This window comes from Streptomyces tailanensis, assembly GCF_008386495.1.
Taxonomy (GTDB): Bacteria; Actinomycetota; Actinomycetes; order Streptomycetales; family Streptomycetaceae; genus Streptomyces; species Streptomyces tailanensis.
On the sequence record NZ_VTHJ01000015.1, the window covers coordinates 117579 to 137230 of the forward strand.

Genomic DNA, 19652 nt, shown 5'->3' on the forward strand with positions numbered 1-19652 from the left:
GATGGCCACGGAGGGGGAGACGGAGCTGCCGATCGTCGTCGGCGTCGACGGGTCCGAGCCCAGCCTGCGGGCCGTCGACTGGGCGGCCGACGAGGCCACCCTGCGCGGGGTGCCGCTGCGCCTGGTGTACGCCTCGCTGTGGGAACGGTACGAAGGCGTCCACCTGGCCGAGGACCTGGGCAAGCCGTCCGAGCGGGTGCGGGCCGAGGACATCGTGGAGACCGCCGCCCGGCGCGCCCAGCTGCGCCGGGCCGAGGTGAAGATCTCCACCGATGTGCTGCCCGAGGAGCCCGAGTACACGCTGCTGAGGGAGAGCCGGCTCGCTTCCCTGCTGGTCACGGGCACCCGGGGCCGCAGCGCCCTCACCGAGGTGCTGCTCGGCTCGGTGAGCCTCACCGTGGCCGCGCACGCGCACTGCCCGGTGATCGTCGTGCGCGGCAGCCACGACAACCAGGCACTGCCCGCCACCCACGGCCGCATCGTCGTCGGCGTCGGAGGCGGGGCCAGGACCACTGACGGTGCCGAGGAGAAGCCGACAAGTGCGGCGGCGGTGCGCTTCGCCTTCGAGGAGGCGCGGCGGCGCGGGGCGGAGGTCGAAGCGGTACGCGCCTGGCGGTGCCCCGCACACGAGACCACCGACCATCCTTTGCTGGTGGGAGAGCCCGCCAGGGTGCACGAGCAGCGCGCAGCGGAGGCCCTGGAGACGGCGCTGCGGGAGGCCCCCACCGATGTCGTACTCCATCGCCGTACGGCCGAGGGCCACGCCCGGACCGTGCTGGCCGACGCCTCGCGCCACGCCGACCTCCTCGTCGTGGGAGCCAGGCGCCGGCAGCGGCACTTCGGGCTCCAGCTCGGCCGGGTGACGCACGGCGTACTGCACCACTCCGCCTGCCCGGTCGCGATCGTCCCCGAGAGCGGGTGACGCCGGCGACCGGCCGCTCAGAGGCGCGCCGCGTGGTCGGGGACGTAGGTCTGCAGATCACGCGGCGGGCGCTGGTAGCCGGTCGACGGCGGGCGCGTGGGCAGCTCCAGGACCGGCGGCGGGACCTCGTGGTACGGCACGGAGTCCAGCAGGTGGGCGATCATGTTCAGCCTGGCCCGCCGTTTGTCGTCGCTCTCCACGACGTACCACGGGGCCTCGGTGATGTCGGTGTGCACCACCATCTCGTCCTTGGCCCGGGAGTACGCCTCCCAGCGGGTGAGGGACTCCAGGTCCATCGGCGACAGCTTCCAGCGCCGCAGCGGGTACTCCAGCCGCTTGCGGAATCGCTCCTGCTGTTCGGTGTCGCTCACCGAGAACCAGTACTAGCGCAGCAGGATCCCGTCCTCCACCAGCATCCGCTCGAAGATCGGGCACTGGCGCAGGAAGAGCTGGTGCTCCTCCTTCGTACAGAAGCCCATCACTTGCTCGACCCCGACCCGCCGCGCAGCGGCTAATGACACGCAGCCCAGGACCGGTCGAACAGCATGATCTCCCCGGCGACCGGCAGATGCTCCACGTACCGCCGGAAGCACCGCTGGGTGCGCTCGCGCTCGGTCGGCTCGGGCAGCGCGGCGATCCGGGCGACACGGGGGTTGAGATGCTCCGCGACCCGCTTGATCGTGCCGCCCTTGCCCGCCGCGTCCCGCCCCTCGAACACCACCACGAGCCGGGCCCCCTCCGCCCGCACCCACTCCTGCAGCTTCACCAACTCCGTCTGCAGCCGCAGCAGTTCCCTCTCATACACCGCCCGCGGCACCTTCGCCACCGTCTTGCCGGCCACGCCGCCTCCACGACCCAACGCACCACCCCGCGCCCCGAAGGGGCGCGGAGCCGTGCCCGTTTACGGTTCCCCGCGGAGCGGGTGCTACCCGTCCAGCGACGTCATCACATGCTTGATCCGCGTGTAGTCGTCGAAGCCGTACCCCGAAAGGTCCTTGCCGTAGCCGGACTTCTTGAAGCCGCCGTGCGGCATCTCCGCGACCAGCGGGATGTGGGTGTTGATCCACACGCATCCGAAGTCCAGCGCCTTGGACATCCGCATCGCCCGGGCGTGGTCCTTTGTCCACACCGACGACGCGAGGGCGTAGTCGACGCCGTTCGCCCAGCCCACGGCCTGGGCCTCGTCGGCGAACGACTGGACCGTGATGACCGGCCCGAAGACCTCCTTCTGGATGATCTCGTCGTCCTGCTTCAGCCCGGACACGACGGTCGGCGCATAGAAGTACCCCTTCTCACCGACCTGGTGTCCCCCGGTCTCGACCTTGGCGTGCGCGGGCAGCCGCTCGATGAAGCCGCTGACCTGCTTGAGCTGGTTGGGGTTGTTGAGCGGCCCGTACAGCACGTCCTCGTCGTCCGGCTGCCCGGTCTTCGTCTCGGCGGCGGCCTTGGCGAGCGCCGCCACGAACTCGTCGTGGATGGACTCGTGGACGAGGACGCGCGTCGCGGCCGTACAGTCCTGCCCGGCGTTGAAGAAGCCCGCCACCGAGATGTCCTCGACGGCCTTGGGGATGTCGGTGTCCTCGAAGACGACGACCGGCGCCTTGCCGCCCAGCTCCAGGTGGACCCGCTTGAGGTCCTTGGACGCGGACTCGGCGACCGACATACCGGCCCGCACGGAACCGGTGATGGACGCCATGGCCGGGACCGAGTGCTCGACCATCAGACGCCCGGTGTCCCGGTCGCCCGTGATGACGTTGAAGACACCCTTCGGCAGGATCGAGCCGATGATCTCCGCGATCAGAACGGTCGACGCGGGGGTCGTGTCCGACGGCTTCAGTACGACCGTGTTGCCCGCCGCGATGGCCGGCGCGAACTTCCAGACCGCCATCATCATCGGGTAGTTCCACGGCGCCACCTGCGCGCAGACGCCGACCGGCTCACGGCGGACGATCGAGGTCATCCCCTCCATGTACTCGCCGGCGCTCCGCCCCTCCAGCATCCGCGCGGCGCCCGCGAAGAAGCGGATCTGGTCGACCATCGGCGGGATCTCCTCGGAGCGGGTGAGCCCGATCGGCTTGCCCGTGTTCTCCACCTCGGCCGCGATGAGTTCCTCGGCCCGCTCCTCGAACGCGTCGGCGATCTTCAGCAGGGCCTTCTGCCGCTCGGCCGGGGTCGTGTCCCGCCAGGCGGGGAACGCGGCCTCGGCGGCGGCCATCGCCGCGTCGACGTCGGCCTGGCCGGACAGGGGCGCGGTCGCGTAGGCCTCGCCCGTCGCGGGGTTGACCACCTCGGTGGTCCGTCCGTCGACGGCGTCACGGAATTCGCCATCGATGTAGTTGCGCAGACGACGCAGCTCGGTGCTCACTGCCGACCCTCCAGATGTGGGTGTCCTGGGTGTCCATTCCTTGAGACACCACCCTAGTCCGCAGCCCCACGTTTTCAACACCCCCGACACCCCCACCACTGCGAAATCCGCAAGCTACGAGCCCGCAAACAACGAATTTCATCGATCTGGCCTTGCGGAACTGTCGAGACGTCGTGCACAGTGAGGTCGTGGCCAGTAGAAGCGCAGAGCAGAGGGACTCGAAGGAGTCCAGGAACGGCGGCCCTCAGCTGGACGCCGTCTCCCTCGCCATCGTCGAACAGCTCCAGGAGGACGGCCGCCGGCCGTACGCCGCGATCGGCAAGGCCGTCGGCCTCTCCGAGGCGGCCGTGCGCCAGCGCGTCCAGAAGCTGCTCGACCAGGGCGTGATGCAGATCGTCGCCGTCACCGACCCGCTCACCGTGGGCTTCCGGCGTCAGGCGATGCTCGGCATCAACGTCGACGGCGACCTCGATCCCGTGGCGGACGCGCTGACGGCCATGCAGGAGGTCGAGTACATCGTGATCACCGCGGGCTCCTTCGACCTGATGGTGGAGGTCGTCTGCGAGGACGACGACCACCTCCTGGAAGTGATCAACAAACGCATCCGGACCCTGCCCGGCGTGCGGTCCACCGAGAGCTTCGTCTATCTGAAGCTGAAGAAGCAGACCTACATGTGGGGAACCCGATAACCATGAGGACGCGATAACCGTGAGCCCCAAGGACCTCAGCCAGACCGCGTACGACCACCTGTGGATGCACTTCACCCGCATGTCCTCGTACGAGAACTCCCCGGTCCCCACGATCGTCCGGGGCGAGGGCACGTACATCTACGACGACAAGGGCAAGCGGTATCTCGACGGTCTCGCGGGGCTGTTCGTGGTCCAGGCGGGCCACGGCCGCACCGAGCTCGCGGAGACCGCGTCCAAGCAGGCACAGGAGCTGGCCTTCTTCCCGGTGTGGTCCTACGCCCACCCGAAGGCCGTCGAACTGGCGGAACGTATCGCCTCCTACGCGCCCGGCGACCTGAACAAGGTCTTCTTCACCACCGGCGGCGGCGAGGCGGTCGAGACCGCGTGGAAGCTCGCCAAGCAGTACTTCAAACTCAAGGGCAAGCCGACCAAGTACAAGGTCATCTCACGGGCGGTCGCCTACCACGGCACCCCGCAGGGCGCCCTGTCCATCACCGGCCTGCCCGCTCTGAAGGCCCCCTTCGAGCCGCTCGTCCCGGGCGCGCACAAGGTGCCGAACACCAACATCTACCGGGCGCCGCTCTTCGGCGACGACCCGGAGGCCTTCGGCCGCTGGGCCGCCGACCAGATCGAACAGCAGATCCTCTTCGAGGGCCCGGACACGGTCGCCGCGGTCTTCCTGGAGCCGGTGCAGAACGCCGGCGGCTGCTTCCCGCCCCCGCCCGGCTACTTCCGGCGGGTGCGCGAGATCTGCGACCAGTACGACGTGCTGCTGGTGTCGGACGAGGTCATCTGCGCCTTCGGCCGGCTCGGCACGATGTTCGCCTGCGACAAGTTCGGCTATGTCCCGGACATGATCACCTGCGCCAAGGGCATGACCTCGGGCTACTCCCCGATAGGCGCGTGCGTCATCTCCGACCGCATAGCCGAGCCCTTCTACAAGGGCGACAACACCTTCCTGCACGGCTACACCTTCGGCGGCCACCCGGTCTCCGCGGCCGTCGGCCTAGCCAATCTTGACTTGTTCGAGCGCGAGGGCCTCAACCAGCACGTCCTCGACAACGAGGCCGCGTTCCGCGCGACCCTGGAGAAGCTGTACGACCTGCCGATCGTCGGCGACGTCCGCGGCAACGGCTACTTCTACGGAATCGAGCTGGTCAAGGACAAGGCCACGAAGGAGAGCTTCGACGCCGACGAGACCGAGCGGATCCTCTACGGCTTCCTGTCGAAGAAGCTGTTCGAGAACGGCCTCTACTGCCGCGCCGACGACCGCGGCGACCCGGTCGTCCAGCTCGCCCCGCCGCTGATCTCCGACCAGTCGACCTTCGACGAGATCGAGCAGATCCTCCGCGCGACCCTGACGGAGGCGTGGACGCTCCTCTGAAGGCGCTCGGCGTTTGATGGCGCTCCTCTGATGGCGCCCCCTCTCATGGCGCCCCTCTGACGTGCTCGGTGTTTGAAACGGCCCGGGATGCACCCGTACGAGTGAGATGGGTGCGTTCCGGGCCGTGTGCTGTCCGACCCCCGCCACCCTGCCTGCCTAGCGTGCCCTGTAACCGATCGGCCCTGCCTTCGTTCCCCCGGACGGGGGACTCCCCCCCGGCAATTCCTGATCCGAACCGAGGTGTACGCCCATGGTGGCCCCGCCGGACAACGACGTGCTCTGGGCACGTGGTCTGACCTACGCGCACGACGGCTCGCCCGCGCTGCAAGGCGTGTCGCTGGGCGTCCGGGACGGCGAGATCCTCGCCGTCACCGGCCCGCGCGGCAGCGGCAAAACCACGCTCCTGCGCTGTCTGTCGGGGCAGTTGGTGCCACGGCAGGGCGAGGTGTGGTTCAACAGCACCCCGGTGCACACCATGGGCCCCGTCACCCGGGAGCGACTGCGCCGCGACCGCTTCGGCTGGATCGACCCAGAGCCGGTCCTCGTCCCCGAGCTGAACGTCTGGGAGAACACGGCCCTGCCGCTGATGCTGCGCGGCACCGGCCGCCGGGCCGCCAGGACCGCCGCCCTGGAGTGGCTGGAGCGCCTCGACATCGGCTCCTCGGCCCGCAAGCGCCCGCACACCCTCCTGCAGTCCGAGCGCCAGCGCGTGGTCGTCGCCCGCGCGCTGGTCGCCACCCCCACCGTGCTCTTCGCGGACGAGCCGACCGCCGCGTTGCACCGCACGGAACACGCCCATGTGCTGCGCACCCTCACCACGGCGGCCCGCTCGCACGACATCACGGTCGTCCTCGCCACCCACGACACCGAGATCGCCTCCCTCGCCGACCGCACGGTGTCCCTGCTCGACGGGCGCTGCGTGAAGACCGTCCGCCTGCCCTCCGCCGCCGACGGGGAAGGCCGGGCCGCCGCCGAGGGAGGAGGCCGGGCCGCGTGCTCGCTCTCCGTCTAGCCCGCCGGGCCCACCCGGTCGTCCAGGTCCGCCGTCTGCTGGTCACCGCGGCCTCCGGCGGCACGGGCTTTCTGCTGCTGTGCGCCCTCGGGCACGCCCTGTCCCACCCGCACGCCCCCGCCGGCTCGGCGCTCCGCCTGGTCTGGTGCGCCGCGCCCGCCGCCGCCACCGTGTACTTCGCGGTGACGGTCGCCCGCACCGACCCCGGCACCCGCCCGCGCCCCGGCCTCTCCGCCATCGGCCTCGGCCCCGGCCGGCTGATGGCCGTCTCGGCGGTGACGACGGCCCTGTCCACCACCCTCGGCTCCCTGCTCGCCCTGCTGTTCTTCCTCCATCTGCGCGGCGACCTGACCGGCATGCCGTTCGACGGCGCCGCCGCCGACGTCCTCGCCGCCGGACAGCCGCTGCCCCTGCCGGCCGCCCTCACCCTCCTCTCCCTGGTGCCGGTCGTCGCCTCCGTGACGACGGCCCTGGTCCTGCGCCCGAAGGACACCCGGTCCCCCCGGCCCGCCGGACTCCGGACGCGCTTCACGGCGTACGACACCTTCGACATCCGCAGGCGGGCCGCGTCACCGGCCGGTGCGACGAGGTACGAGGGGGAAGAGCCGCCCGCCGAGGAACCGCAGGTCCCCGCCGTGGCGCCGGCCCCGCGCCCCGCCCCCGGCGGCCTCCCCTGGGGCATCGCCGTCCTCGCCGTCGGTCTCGCCGTCGAGGCGTACGCCGGTCAGTCCGACCCCGGCTCCGGCCTCACCCTCCCCGGTGGCTTCGCCGACAGCCCCGCCGGAGTCCTCGCCGGCTGGCTGCTCACCGCGCTGGGGCTGATCCTCGCCGGACCCGGGCTCACCCATCTGTGCGGGCGGCTGCTCGAGGCCGTGGAGCCGGGCGCGCTGCGGCTGCTCGCCGGGCGGATCCTCCAGGCGGAGGCCCGGCGGATCGGGCGGCCGCTCGGGGTGGTGTGCGCGGTGGCCTCGGGGGCGTACGCCATGGTGTCGCTGTCCTCCGGCGCACGTCCCACGGTCGGCCCGCTCACCCTGCTGGGCGCGCTCGTCGTGGCCGGCTGCACCGTCCTCACCCTCGCGACAGCCGCCGTCGAGGCCCGCAGGGCGCACGCCGACACCACGGCCGTGCTGCTGCGACTGGGGGCGCCCAGCACCCTGCCCCGCCGGGCGGCCCTGCTCCGCGCGGGCGCCCTGCTCGCCGTCTTCGGCCCGCTGACCTGGACCGTCGCGGAGCTGGCGGCGCTGCCGATGGCCGCGTGACCGCCCGTCCGGAGGCCGCCGGAAAACTCGTAGAAAAAATTCGGCGCGGGGCGATGAGTTCCGCGACGGCCCCCGGTCTATCCCTCGAACGGACCGACACCGATGACGGACCGAATATCTACGGGAGAGACCTCGCCATGAGCCAGAGCCAGCCGTACCAGCAGATGATCTTCGTGAACCTGCCTGTGAACGACCTCGACGCCTCGAAGAAGTTCTTCACGGAGCTCGGGTACGCGATCAACCCCCAGTTCAGCGATGAGAACGCCGCCTCGGTCGTGATCAGCGACACCATCTTCGCGATGCTGCTCACCAAGCCGTTCTACGCGACCTTCACCAAGAAGGAGATCGCGGACGCCACGCGCACCAGCGAGGTGATGATCGCGCTGAGCGCGGAGAGCCGCGAGAAGGTGGACGAGCTGGTCGAGAAGGCGGTCGCCGCCGGCGGCACCGCCTCGGACAAGGTCCAGGACATGCCGGACTTCATGTACGGCCGCGCCTTCGACGACCTCGACGGCCACACCTGGGAGGTCGTATGGATGAACCCGGCGGCGATCGAGGGCTGAACACCGGCCGCACATGCTGTGCCTAGCATGGGCGGGTGCAGATAATGCCCGCCCATGCGGCCCACCACGGTGACCAGGAGATCGAGACGCTGGAGGAGTTCGACGCGACCGTCTCGGCGCGCGGCACGCTCTCCGGATTCCGCGTCCAGGCCGTCGATCTGACGGACCGTACAAGGGAGTTGCTCGCCACGGATACGGCGGGCGCCGTCTTCCTCGGCTGCTCCATGCGGGAGCACGCCGCGGCGAAGGTCCGCGCGGACGGCGCCCTGGTCTTCCCGCCCGTCCCCGGCCTGCCCTTCGACCCGTACCGCGGCCTCGTGTACTCGCCCGACGAGCTCTTCGCGTCCCTGGCGGAGGGCGGTTACGAGGCGACACCGGACGCCCTGTCGTACGCCTGGTTCCAGCGCACCAAGGCCGACCGCGACGTCTTCTCCTCGATGCTGCGCGCCGTCCATGACGACTCGGTCTCGGACGCGCTCGACGAACTCCTCACCGGCGCACGGGTGGTGGGCGTGATGGGTGGCCACGCGATGGCCCGTGGCACCGAGGCGTACGAGGGCGCCGCCCGCCTCGGCCGCGCCCTGGCCCGCTCGGGTCTCACGGTCGCCACCGGCGGCGGCCCGGGCGCGATGGAGGCGGCCAACCTGGGGGCGTACGCGGCACCGTACGACGACGAGATGCTCACCGACACTCTCCAACTCCTTGCCAAGGCACCGACGTTCACGCCGTCGATCACCGACTGGGCGAGCGCGGCCTTCGAGGTCCGCACGCGCTGGCCGAAGGGCGGCACCTCCGTCGGCATCCCCACCTGGTTCTACGGCCACGAGCCGCCGAACCCGTTCGCCTCCCACATCGCCAAGTACTTCGCCAACGCCACCCGCGAGGACGGCCTCCTCGCCCGCTCCAACACGGGCATCGTCTTCCTGCCCGGCGCCGCCGGCACCGTCCAGGAGATCTTCGACAACGCGACGCCCAACTACTACGAATCCCGCGGCGAACCCACGCCCATGGTCCTGGTGAACCGCGCCCACTGGACGGAAAAGCTCCCGACCTGGCCCCTCCTCCAGTCCCTGGCCCGGGGCCGTGCGATGGAGGCCCGGATCGCCCTGGTGGACCGGATCGAAGAGGCTCCGGAGGCCCTGGAGCGGCTCGGGGGGTGAGGGTTGCGCGAAAAGCCAACTGCTCGCACATCTCTTCGGATTGACAGTACTTATGGCGCGCTTATAAACCTGTGAGGCACATGGGGAAGCCGCTTTCAGGCGGCACCTCCGTCACCCCCACTCCCCTGTGCTCCCCGTGAAGGGCAAACGTGTCCATATCTCCCAGCATCGCGCGAACTTCGCGCTCCCTCGGTGTTGTTCTCGCCTCCGCCGCACTTGTGCTCGGCGTCGCGGGCAGCGCCGTGGCCTGCAGCATCACTGACTTCTCCGCCGTGGCTGAGTGCGACGACGACAAGGGGGTCATCCGCGTGACCGACGTGGACCCGCTGGGCATCAAGGCCGAGGTCACCGTCTACCTGGAGAACAACGGGGCGGACCTGCGCATGGTCGGCAGCCAGACGATCAAGAAATCCACCGCCGAGGGTGTCACCATCACCTTCGACGAGGACTGGGAGCCGAACGCCGAGTACCGCGTCCACATCAAGGCGAAGGGGTACGTCGACGAGGACCTGCCGATCCTGACCGCTCCCGCCGAGGCCTGCGAGAAGGCGGACACCCCGCCGGCATCCGAGGAAAGCCCGGAGGAGCCCGCGGAGGACGAGCCCTCCAAGGAGCCTTCGAAGGCCAAGAAGTCCCCCTCCCCGTCCGCCTCGCAGGGCACCACCCCGGCCGGCAGGAACGACAACAACATCTCCTCCCCCGAGAGTGACTCCAACCTCGCCGAGACCGGCGCCACCTCCCACACCGGCCCGATCGCCGGGCTCGCAGCGGCCCTGGTCGCGCTCGGCGCGGGTGCCGTGTACTACAGCATGCGGCGCCGCGGGGCCTCCACCCGCTGATCCACGTCGTACGGCCGTGTGCCCGTGCCTCTCGCGGAGGGGTACGGGCACCTGCTCGTCCAGCACCAAGGTGCGGGCCACACGCACCTATCGGCGGCTCACCCGAACGTCGCCCGCTCCAGCCAGCACGAACTCGACGATCTCCAGCCACTCGTCGATCGCGTCCGCTGCGATGTCCGGCGCCACCTCGTACGGCAGCCTGGCGGCGAGCGTCGCGTCCGCCCGATGTACGACCAGCTCATGGGTCATCCGGCGGGCCCAGAACCCCGCGGTGTGCTCCCAGCCCCACGACCACACCGGCGCCTTCGGCCCCGCCTCGCGCAGCGTGGCGACGAGCATTTCACCGGTCTCCCGCGAGCCAGGCGTCCAGCGCGGCCGGGTCCCCCTTCGCCTCGGGGCCCTCGTACAGCGGGACTTCCTCCTCGGGCACCTCCTCCTTCGCCCGGGTCCGTACGTTCAGTTCGACCCAGCGCAGGGCGCCGCCGGTGTGCCGTACGAGGTGTTCCAGTGACCAGTCGGGGCAGGTCGGGACGGTGGCGGTCAGATCGGCGCCGGAGGTCACGATGTCCCTCAACTGCCGTATCTGAAGCTCGATCTCGTCGCAGTAGCGGTCGTGCCGAGCCTGGGGTTCTTGCATTTGCGTGGCCATGATTCCGCACCTTATGCGGCGGGACCGCCCCCCAGCACGACGATTTCCGCCGCGTCGAGGGCCACCCCGACCTCGTCCCCTGGCGCGGGCGCCTCCCGCAGCGCGCACGCCGCCTCCAGGCGCGGCGCGCCCTCGGGCTGGAGGTGTACGGCGACATGGGTGCCCCGGAAGGTGCGTGCGGCCACGGTGCACCGCAGCCCGGCGGCCGCGTCGACCAGCCGTACACCCGCGGGCCGCACCAGCAGCGCGCCCGGCCCCTGTGGCGCGCCCTCGGGCACCGGCACCTTGCCCCACGGGGTGTCGGCGGCCTGTCCGGTCACGGTCGCGTCGACCACGTTGTCGAAGCCGAGGAAGCGCGCCACGAACTCGTCCGCCGGCCGCTGCCACACCTCAAGTGGCGTACCGGACTGGGCGATCCGCCCGTCGCGCATCACCACGACCCGGTCGGCCAGCGCGAACGCCTCGCCCTGGTCGTGCGTGACCGCGAGGACGGTCGTCCTCAACTCGCCGAACAGCTCCCGGAGTTCGACGACGAGCCGTTCCCGCAGCGAGCGGTCCAGCTGACCGAGGGGCTCGTCGAGCATGAGCAGCCGGGGGCGCGGGGCGAGGGCCCGGGCCAGCGCGACCCGCTGCTGCTCGCCGCCGGAGAGCGCCGCGACGGCCCGGCGCGCCGCCCCCGGCAGCCCGACCAGCTCCAGCAACTCCCCCACCCGCACGGCCTGTTCGGCCTTCGAGGCGCCGTGCATCCGCAGCCCGAAGGCGACGTTGCCGCCCACGTCCCGCTGCGGGAACAGCTGGTGGTCCTGGAACATCAGGCCGACGTCCCGCTTGTGCGCGGGCACCGCGGTGTTGTCCCGTCCGTCGAGCAACACCCGCCCGGTGTCGAGGAGTTGGAGCCCGGCGACCGCCCGCAGCAGCGTGGACTTGCCGCTGCCGCTCGGCCCCAGCACACAGACGATCTCGTTCTCGGCGACCTCCAGATCGACCGCGTCGAGCGCGGGCCGCCCACGGAATCGTACGGTCGCGTCCTCGATCCGCAGCAGCACACTCGACACCATCTAGAACTCCCCCGTGCGATCGGTGCGCAGGCGCTCCAGCACCAGCAGGGCCACCGCGCACACCACCATGAGAATCGTCGAAAGGGCCATCGCCTGGCCGTAGTTGATCTCCCCCGGCCGCCCGAGCAACCGCGCCACGGCCACCGGCAGCGTGGGGTTGTCGGCCCGTGCGATGAACACGGTCGCCCCGAACTCCCCGAGCGACACCGCGAAGGCGAACCCGGCCGCGATCAGCAGCGCCCGCCGCACCATCGGCAGATCGACCTCGCGCCACACCCGCCACGGCGACGCCCCCAGCACGGCCGCCGCCTCCCGCAGCCTCTCGTCCACCGCCCGCAGCACGGGCAGCATGGTCCGTACGACGAAGGGGACGCCGACCAGGGCCTGGGCCAGCGGCACCAGGAGCCAGGAACCGCGCAGGTCCAGCGGCGGCTCGTCCAGCGCGATCAGGAACCCGAAGCCGACGGTCACCGCGGAGACGCCGAGCGGCAGCATGAGCAGCGCGTCGAATCCCCGGACGAGACGGCCGGCCCGCCGGGTCAGGGCCGCCGCGGCGAGACCACCGATCAGGAGGGCGATGGCGGTCGCCGCGAGGGCGTAGGTGAGGGAGTTGCCGACCGCCTCGATCGGCGCGACCAAGAAGATCCCGCTGTCGTCGCTGGTCAGCGCCTCGTAGTAGCCGAACACGGATCCGGACGCATCAAACGACCGTTCCACCAGCACGCCCAGCGGCAGCAGGATCAGCACGACGACAGTAAGAAGAACCCCGGCCAGCAGCGCCCACTGCCCCGTCCCGCACGGCCGGCGCGCCGTGAGCGACGCGTCCACCAGCCGCAGCGCGGTCTCCCGCCGCCGTACGGTCCAGGCGTGCACGGCGAGGATCAGCCCGACCGCGACGAACTGCACGAGCGTCAGCACGGCCGCCGTCGCCAGATCGAAGATCTCCGAGGTCTGCCGGTAGATCTCCACTTCGAGCGTCGAGAAGGTCGGCCCACCGAGGATCTGCACCACACCGAACGAGGTGAAGGTGAAGAGGAAGACCATCAGCGCGGCGGCGGCCACGGCGGGCGCGAGCGCGGGCAGCGTCACCGTCCGCCAGGCCCGCCATCGGGACGCCCCGAGCATCCGCGCGGCCTCCTCCTGCCGGGGGTCGAGCTGCGCCCACAGCCCGCCGACGGTCCGTACGACGACCGCGTAGTTGAAGAAGACATGCGCGAGCAGAATCGCCCACACCGTCGTGTCCAGCCGTACGCCCCACAGCTCGTCGAACAGTCCGCCCCGCCCGACCAGCGCCAGGAACGCCGTACCGACGACCACGGTCGGCAGCACGAACGGCACGGTGACGACCGCCCGCAGGATCTCCTTGCCCCTGAAATCGAAGCGCGCGAAGACATACGCGCCGGGGAGCGCGATCAGCAGCGTGAGCGCGGTCGAGACGAGCGCCTGCCAGGTGGTGAACCACAGCACATGCCGGATCCCGGCATCCCCCAGCACCTCCCCGATCCGCCCGAACTGCCAGGCGCCGTCGACGTGCAGCCCCCGCTCGACGATCGCGGCGACGGGATAGGCGAAGAACACCCCGAAGAACGCGACGGGCAGGACCATGAGCCCGAGCCGCGCCGCGCTCCCCGTGGAAGCCATGCGAGATGGCCTCTTGGCTACTTCAGTACGAGCGAGTTCCACGACTTGACCCACTGGTCACGGTTCTCGGCGATCTTCTCCGGCGCCATCGTCTCGGGATCCTTCGCCGCCGGCCCGTACTCGGTGAACTCGGCGGGCACGGACGCCCCCTCGACCACCGGGTACACGAACATGTTGAGCGGCATGTCCTCCTGGAACTCCTTCGAGATCAGGAAGTCGATGAATGCCTTGCCGCCCTCGGCGTTCTTCGCGTTGCTCAGCAGCCCCGCGAACTCGATCTGCCGGAAGCAGGTGCCGGTCGCGACCCCGGTGGGCGCGGCCTTCGGGCGCGGCTCGGCGTAGATGACCTCGGCCGGCGGCGAGGAGGCGTACGAGACGACGAGCGGCCGGTCGCCACCGGCCTTCTTGCCGTCGGTGGACCCGGAGAACTCCTGGTAGTAGGCCTGCTCCCAGCCGTCGACGACCTTCACCCCGTTGGCCTTGAGCTTCTCCCAGTAGCTCTCCCACCCGTCGTCGCCGTACTTCGCGGCGGTACCGAGGACGAATCCGAGCCCCGGGGAGGAGGTGGAGGCGTTCTCGGTGACGAGCAGGTCCTTGTACTCGGGCTTGATCAGATCGTCGAAGGTCTGCGGGGGCTCGATCTTGTTCTTGGTGAAGTAGGCCTTGTCGTAGTTGACGCAGATGTCGCCGGAGTCGATGGGCGTGACCCGGTGCTCGTCCTTGTCGAGCTGGTATTCGGCGCCGACCTTGTCGAGCCCCTTCGCCTCGTACGGCTGGAAGAGGCCGTTGTCGAGCGCCCGGGACAGCAGCGCGTTGTCGACGCCGAAGAAGACGTCGCCCTGCGGGTTGTCCTTGGTCAGGATCGCCTGGTTGACGGCCTGGCCCGCGTCGCCGCCCTCGAGGACCTTGACCTTGTAGCCGGACTCCTTCTCGAAGGCCTTCATGACGTCCTTGGAGTAGGCGAAGGAGCCATGGCTGACGACCGTGACCGTCTTGGATCCGCCACCGCCCGACCCGGTGTCGTCGGACGACGAACCGCATGCGGACAACGTGACGAGACCGAGGCCGACGGCCGCGGCGACGAACGTCCTGATGCTCACTGAATTCCTCCTGGGGGTGACCAGGAAGAGACGCGGCCCTGCCCGGGACTCCGATTCCGCGGAGGTTTCCCGGGCAGGGCGCAACAGCTTGAGTGATGACCGAACTTCCTACCCAGAATGACCTGGGCGAGGTTCAGAGGGTCTGCGGCCCGGTTGCCGCACTCTCAGCGCTGTGGCGCTCCCCTGTCGGAATATGAAGATGTGTACCGAGGTCAGAGTACCCCGTGGCCGAATCCCTACTACCTCTCGGCCGCTCCCCGGTTACCTCTCCGTGGCCGCAAGCTGGCCGCACGCCCCGTCGATCTCCTGCCCCCGGGTGTCCCGGACGGTCACCGGCACCCCGTGGGCGGCGATGGCCTCCACGAACGCCTTCTCGTCCTCGGGCCGCGAGGCGGTCCACTTCGAGCCGGGGGTCGGGTTCAGCGGAATGAGATTGACGTGCACGGGCTTGCCCTTGAGCAGCCGCCCGAGCCGGTCACCGCGCCACGCCTGGTCGTTGATGTCCCGGATCAGCGCGTACTCGATGGACAGCCGGCGCCCGGACTTGGCCGCGTACTCCCACCCGGCGTCCAGCACCTCGCGCACCTTCCACCGCGTGTTCACCGGTACGAGGGTGTCGCGCAGCTCGTCGTCCGGCGCGTGCAGCGAGATCGCGAGCCGGCACTTGAACCCCTCGTCGGCGAACCGGTGGATGGCCGGCACGAGCCCGACCGTCGACACCGTGATCCCACGCTGCGAGAGTCCGAGCCCGTCCGGCTCGGGATCGGTGAGCCGCCGAATCGCCCCGACCACCCGGTTGTAATTGGCGAGCGGCTCTCCCATCCCCATGAAGACGATGTTGGAAAGCCGCGCGGGCCCACCGGGAATCTCCCCGTCCCGGAGTGCCCGCATCCCATCGACGATCTGGTGGACGATCTCGGCGGTGGACAGATTCCGGTCGAGCCCAGCCTGCCCGGTCGCACAGAACGGGCAGTTCATCCCGCACCCCGCCTGCGAGCTGATGCACATGGTGACCCGGTCCGGGTACCGCATCAGCACCGACTCGACGAGCGTCCCGTCGAACAGCCGCCACAGCGTCTTGCGGGTGGTCTCCTGGTCGGTCGACAGATGCCGTACGACCGTCATCAGCTCCGGAAGCAGCGCCTCCTGGAGCTTCGTGCGCGCACCCGCGGGAATGTCGGTCCACTGCTCCGGGGCGTGCGCGTACCGCGCGAAGTAGTGCTGCGAGAGCTGCTTGGCACGAAACGGCTTCTCACCGATCGCGGCGACAGCTTCCTTACGCTCCGCAGGCGAGAGATCGGCAAGATGCCGCGGCGGCTTCTTGGCTCCGCGGGGGGCGACGAACGTGAGTTCTCCGGGCTTAGGCATGGCCGTACCAGTGTCGCAGATCCACTGGTGTGACCCGGGCCGGCCAGGAGGTCAGAAGATTCCGCCCACCACACCCACGATCCACGCACCGTAGTTCTTCCAGCGATGGGACATACGGCAGTACAGCCGCGGCTTGCGCCGTCCCGCCTGGTCGATGAGCACCTCGCACCAGCGGCAGGGCAGATCGCCGTGGTATCTGCCGTCGTCGCCCACCCGCGCTCGCCCCATGAGCGCGGACTTTATCGACTCACCGAACAGGCGGTCTACGCGACGGGGTGCTCCAGCCTGTCCTTGAGGTGCTGCTCGTTGCGCGGCAGTTCCTTGCGGATCTGGGGGCGGACGACGAGGGGGACGAGGGCCTTGCCGATACCCCTGCCCTCGAAGCCGACCTCCATGGTCACGCGGGAGCGACGGCCGTCGTCGAGCGGGGTGATCTCACCGTGCACATGGGCGCGGACGGGCCCGTCGATGCCCTGCAGGCCCCAGACCCGGGGCGGCTCGTACTCGGTGAGCTGCATGGTCATCGGGATGTCCCGGCGGCCGATGTGCCGGGTGATGCGCAGCCGGGAGCCGACACCGACCGGCTCGGCGTCGAGCTGCTCCGTCGAGACCGCGCTCTCCTGCCATTCGGGGAGGTGGGAGAACTCGGTGATGTACGCCCAGGCCTCCTCCGGGCGGCAGTCGATGTCGATCGATTTACGGATGTCGGACATGAAGCCCGCCCCCTTTCAGGGCGATCCCCCCTGTAAGGGCCTCCACGAGAATCGTCCCACCGGACCACTTGCGGGTCCACGGCAAGAAGCCCCCGCCCGGAAAAGGACGGGGGCTCACTCACATCGCGTGGTACGAGCCCGTCAGCCCGAGCCCACGAACAGCACCAGCAACAACCACACCACCGGCGCCGTGGGCAGCAACGAGTCCAGCCGGTCCATGATGCCGCCGTGGCCCGGCAGCAAGGTGCCCATGTCCTTGATGCCGAGGTCCCGCTTGATCATGGACTCGCCGAGGTCACCGAGTGTGGCGCTGGCGGCGACGGCGAGGCCGAGGAGCAGGCCCTGCCACCAGGTGCCGTCGTCGATGACGAACTGCATGAGCAGCGCGCCCGCGACCATGGCGAAGGCGATCGCGCCGAGCAGGCCCTCGCGGGTCTTGCCGGGGCTGATGCGCGGGGCGAGCTTGTGCGTGCCGAAGCGCCAGCCGACTGCGTACGCGCCCGTGTCGCTGACGACCGTCAGCACCAGGAACACGAGGACCCGCTGCGGTCCGTCGTCGGCGGTGAGCATCAGCGCGACGAACGTCGCCAGGAACGGCACGTAGAAGGCCGCGAAGACCCCCGCGGTGACGTCCTTGAGATAGTTTTCCGGCGGTTCCGTCATGCGCCAGACGAGGACGGCGAGCGCGGTGAGCGCCATGGCCACCCAGGCGCCCTCCGGCCCGCGCACATACCCGGCGACGACCATCGCGGCCCCGCCGACCGCGAGCGGCACAAGAGGCGCGCTGATGCCCTTGCGCTCCTGCAGCCGTGAGGTGAGCTCCCAGAGCCCGACCACCACGGCGACCGCTATGACGCCGACGAAGACGGCCTTGACGATGAACAGCGACGCGACGATGACCGCGCCGAGCCCGACGCCCACCCCTATGGCGGCGCTCAGATCACGGCCCGCGCTCTTCTTCTGCGGGGCGGGCTGAGGGGCGTCGTGCATGGGCTCCGGCTTCTGCGGCATCTCCCCGTAGGGATGCGCCGACGGCGTCTCGTCGCGGAACAGGGGGCCGGCCGGCCGAGCGGCCCCCCGGTCGTCGTCCTGGTTCCCGCCATGCGCGGGTACGTCGGGCACGATGGGCATGGGCTGAGTCTGCATCGGATGCCGAGCCTCAGGCGCATCGTATGCCGGACCTGCCGGGGCATGCCCCTGGACAGGTCCCCGGTCGGTCGGCGCCCAGTACCCGGCTTGTGGCGGCGCGCCCCAGGATGAGTCGTTCATCAGACCTCGAGGAGCTCCGCTTCCTTGTGCTTGAGCAGCTCGTCCACCTGGGCGACGTACTTCGCGGTGGTGTCGTCGAGCTCCTTCTCCGCACGGCGGCCCTCGTCCTCGCCGACCTCGCCGTCCTTGACGAGCTTGTCGATGGCGTCCTTGGCCTTGCGGCGCACGGAACGGATCGAGACCTTGGCGTCCTCGCCCTTGGTCTTGGCGACCTTGATGTAGTCGCGGCGGCGCTCCTCGGTGAGCTCGGGGAACACCACCCGGATGATGTTGCCGTCGTTGCTCGGGTTGACGCCCAGGTCGGAGTCGCGGATCGCCTGCTCGATATTGCGCAGGGCGGTCTTGTCGAACGGGGTCACAACGGCCATGCGGGGCTCCGGCACCGAGAACGAGGCCAGCTGGTTGATCGGTGTCAGCGCACCGTAGTAGTCGGCCACGATCTTGTTGAACATCGCCGGGTGCGCACGGCCGGTGCGGATCGCGGCGAAGTCATCCTTGGCGACCACGACGGCCTTCTCCATCTTCTCCTCGGCCTCGAGGAGGGTCTCTTCGATCACCACTTGCTCCTGCGTGTCTTGAGTAGGCCCGGCTGCTGTTCATTGGTCACGTCGGCGGCCGGCTGCGTCGCGTCTTATTCCTGCACGGTTCCCGACCGGCAGGACATTGTCCATCCCCCGGTCAGGCTCCGTCCCCCGGGCAGGGGGAAGGACCCGGTCAGGCCCCGCTTCCCTGATCACCCACGAGAGTGCCGATCTTCTCACCCTTGACGGCCCGCGCGATATTGCCCTCCTTGAGAAGCTCGAACACGAGGATCGGAAGCTTGTTGTCGCGGCAGAGGGTGACGGCGGTGGCGTCGGCGACCTTGAGTTCGCGGGTGATGACCTCGCCGTAGCCGAGGGAGTCGAACTTGACCGCGTCCGGGTTGGTCTTGGGGTCGGAGTCGTAGACCCCGTCCACGCCGTTCTTGCCCATCAGCAGCGCCTCGGCGTCGATCTCCAGAGCGCGCTGGGCGGCGGTGGTGTCGGTGGAGAAGTACGGCATGCCCATACCGGCGCCGAAAATAACCACGCGGCCCTTCTGGAGGTGGCGCACGGCGCGCAGCGGGATGTACGGCTCGGCGACCTGGCCCATGGTGATGGCGGTCTGGACCCGGCTGTCGATGCCCTCCTTCTCCAGGAAGTCCTGGAGGGCGAGGCAGTTCATGACCGTGCCGAGCATGCCCATGTAGTCCGAACGGGCCCGGTCCATGCCGCGCTGCTGGAGTTCGGCGCCGCGGAAGAAGTTGCCGCCGCCGATGACGACCGCGATCTCTGCTCCGTCGCGTACGACGGCCGCGATCTCCCGGGCGATGGCGTGCACCACGTCAGGGTCGACGCCGAGGCCACCGCCCCCGGAGAACGCCTCTCCGGACAGCTTCAGCAGATACCGGCCGCGTACTTTGCCGTCGTCGCTCTTCTCGGGCTTGGTGGTCATGGAGATCTCGCCTCATTTACGTGTCGCACATACGAAGAAGGCCATTGCCGGTGGGGTGGTGTTCGCAACCCATGCTCGGCAATGGCCTCCTCGTCAGATCTGCTGTCGTCCGTCACGCGTCACGCGCGCACGTGGCGGCATACGCGAACGACTGCACTCGACCCTATCGGGGCCGGGTGCCGGTCGTG

At 69.9% G+C, this 19652-nt stretch carries 18 protein-coding genes and 2 pseudogenes; 8 read left to right on the forward strand and 12 right to left on the reverse strand.

Features of this window, described 5'->3' with window-relative positions; translation table 11 throughout:
* Position 1 precedes the first annotated feature (1 nt).
* Entirely contained in the window at positions 2 to 922 is a 921-nt protein-coding gene (locus F3T56_RS14995; RefSeq protein ID WP_149825690.1) for a universal stress protein, read from the forward strand.
* A gap of 17 nt (positions 923 to 939) precedes the next feature.
* Here F3T56_RS14995 and ppk2 read toward each other — a convergent pair.
* Positions 940 to 1763, reverse strand: a pseudogene (gene ppk2, locus F3T56_RS15000) (polyphosphate kinase 2).
* Between the two features lie 84 nt (positions 1764 to 1847).
* Positions 1848 to 3287, reverse strand: coding sequence for a gamma-aminobutyraldehyde dehydrogenase (locus tag F3T56_RS15005; RefSeq protein WP_149825691.1), 1440 nt, complete (start codon positions 3285 to 3287; stop codon positions 1848 to 1850).
* Positions 3288 to 3460: 173 nt separating this feature from the next.
* Here F3T56_RS15005 and F3T56_RS15010 point away from each other — a divergent pair, with 173 nt between their 5' ends.
* The 7 genes from F3T56_RS15010 to F3T56_RS15040 all read left to right on the forward strand — a co-directional run bounded on the left by F3T56_RS15010 (position 3461) and on the right by F3T56_RS15040 (position 10193).
* On the forward strand, positions 3461 to 3976 hold the full coding sequence (locus F3T56_RS15010; RefSeq protein ID WP_172638952.1) for an Lrp/AsnC family transcriptional regulator: 516 nt from the start codon (positions 3461 to 3463) through the stop codon (positions 3974 to 3976).
* A gap of 19 nt (positions 3977 to 3995) precedes the next feature.
* Positions 3996 to 5360, forward strand: coding sequence for an aspartate aminotransferase family protein (locus F3T56_RS15015; RefSeq protein ID WP_149825693.1), 1365 nt, complete (start codon positions 3996 to 3998; stop codon positions 5358 to 5360).
* 250 nt (positions 5361 to 5610) lie between these two features.
* Complete coding sequence (locus F3T56_RS15020) at positions 5611 to 6372, forward strand: ABC transporter ATP-binding protein (protein ID WP_149825694.1); 762 nt, start codon at positions 5611 to 5613, stop codon at positions 6370 to 6372.
* The gene (locus tag F3T56_RS15025) at positions 6354 to 7631 is read left to right on the forward strand and encodes a hypothetical protein (RefSeq protein ID WP_149825695.1); all 1278 of its coding nucleotides are present in this window, start codon (positions 6354 to 6356) and stop codon (positions 7629 to 7631) included. Before F3T56_RS15020 ends, F3T56_RS15025 begins: the two co-directional genes overlap by 19 nt.
* Positions 7632 to 7768: 137 nt before the next feature.
* Positions 7769 to 8194 carry a VOC family protein gene (locus F3T56_RS15030; protein ID WP_149825696.1) on the forward strand — a complete coding sequence of 142 codons (426 nt, stop codon included), beginning with the start codon at positions 7769 to 7771 and terminating at the stop codon, positions 8192 to 8194.
* 35 nt (positions 8195 to 8229) lie between these two features.
* On the forward strand, positions 8230 to 9354 hold the full coding sequence (locus F3T56_RS15035; protein WP_149825697.1) for an LOG family protein: 1125 nt from the start codon (positions 8230 to 8232) through the stop codon (positions 9352 to 9354).
* A 149-nt stretch (positions 9355 to 9503) separates the two neighbouring features.
* Positions 9504 to 10193 carry an LAETG motif-containing sortase-dependent surface protein gene (locus F3T56_RS15040; protein WP_172638953.1) on the forward strand — a complete coding sequence of 230 codons (690 nt, stop codon included), beginning with the start codon at positions 9504 to 9506 and terminating at the stop codon, positions 10191 to 10193.
* A 129-nt stretch (positions 10194 to 10322) separates the two neighbouring features.
* On the opposite strand, the pseudogene F3T56_RS15045 reads toward F3T56_RS15040, so the two are convergent.
* The 10 genes and pseudogenes from F3T56_RS15045 to pyrH form a co-directional block, all read right to left on the reverse strand.
* Positions 10323 to 10830, reverse strand: a pseudogene (locus F3T56_RS15045) (maleylpyruvate isomerase N-terminal domain-containing protein); the annotation flags it as partial.
* 23 nt (positions 10831 to 10853) lie between these two features.
* The gene (locus F3T56_RS15050; RefSeq protein WP_172638954.1) at positions 10854 to 11900 is read right to left on the reverse strand and encodes an ABC transporter ATP-binding protein; all 1047 of its coding nucleotides are present in this window, start codon (positions 11898 to 11900) and stop codon (positions 10854 to 10856) included.
* Positions 11901 to 13541, reverse strand: coding sequence for an ABC transporter permease (locus F3T56_RS15055; RefSeq protein ID WP_172638955.1), 1641 nt, complete (start codon positions 13539 to 13541; stop codon positions 11901 to 11903).
* A 17-nt stretch (positions 13542 to 13558) separates the two neighbouring features.
* Entirely contained in the window at positions 13559 to 14641 is a 1083-nt protein-coding gene (locus F3T56_RS15060) for a thiamine ABC transporter substrate-binding protein (RefSeq protein WP_149825698.1), read from the reverse strand.
* Between the two features lie 261 nt (positions 14642 to 14902).
* On the reverse strand, positions 14903 to 16009 hold the full coding sequence (rlmN, locus tag F3T56_RS15065; RefSeq protein ID WP_149825699.1) for a dual-specificity RNA methyltransferase RlmN: 1107 nt from the start codon (positions 16007 to 16009) through the stop codon (positions 14903 to 14905).
* Positions 16010 to 16060: 51 nt separating this feature from the next.
* Positions 16061 to 16237, reverse strand: coding sequence for a hypothetical protein (locus F3T56_RS46165; protein ID WP_172638956.1), 177 nt, complete (start codon positions 16235 to 16237; stop codon positions 16061 to 16063).
* 35 nt (positions 16238 to 16272) lie between these two features.
* Complete coding sequence (locus F3T56_RS15070) at positions 16273 to 16722, reverse strand: SRPBCC family protein (RefSeq protein WP_149825700.1); 450 nt, start codon at positions 16720 to 16722, stop codon at positions 16273 to 16275.
* A gap of 141 nt (positions 16723 to 16863) precedes the next feature.
* Complete coding sequence (locus tag F3T56_RS15075) at positions 16864 to 17991, reverse strand: phosphatidate cytidylyltransferase (RefSeq protein WP_149825701.1); 1128 nt, start codon at positions 17989 to 17991, stop codon at positions 16864 to 16866.
* On the reverse strand, positions 17991 to 18548 hold the full coding sequence (gene frr, locus F3T56_RS15080) for a ribosome recycling factor (protein WP_149825702.1): 558 nt from the start codon (positions 18546 to 18548) through the stop codon (positions 17991 to 17993). Before frr ends, F3T56_RS15075 begins: the two co-directional genes overlap by 1 nt.
* A gap of 157 nt (positions 18549 to 18705) precedes the next feature.
* Complete coding sequence (pyrH, locus tag F3T56_RS15085) at positions 18706 to 19464, reverse strand: UMP kinase (protein ID WP_149825703.1); 759 nt, start codon at positions 19462 to 19464, stop codon at positions 18706 to 18708.
* Between the last annotated feature and the right edge of the window lie 188 nt (positions 19465 to 19652).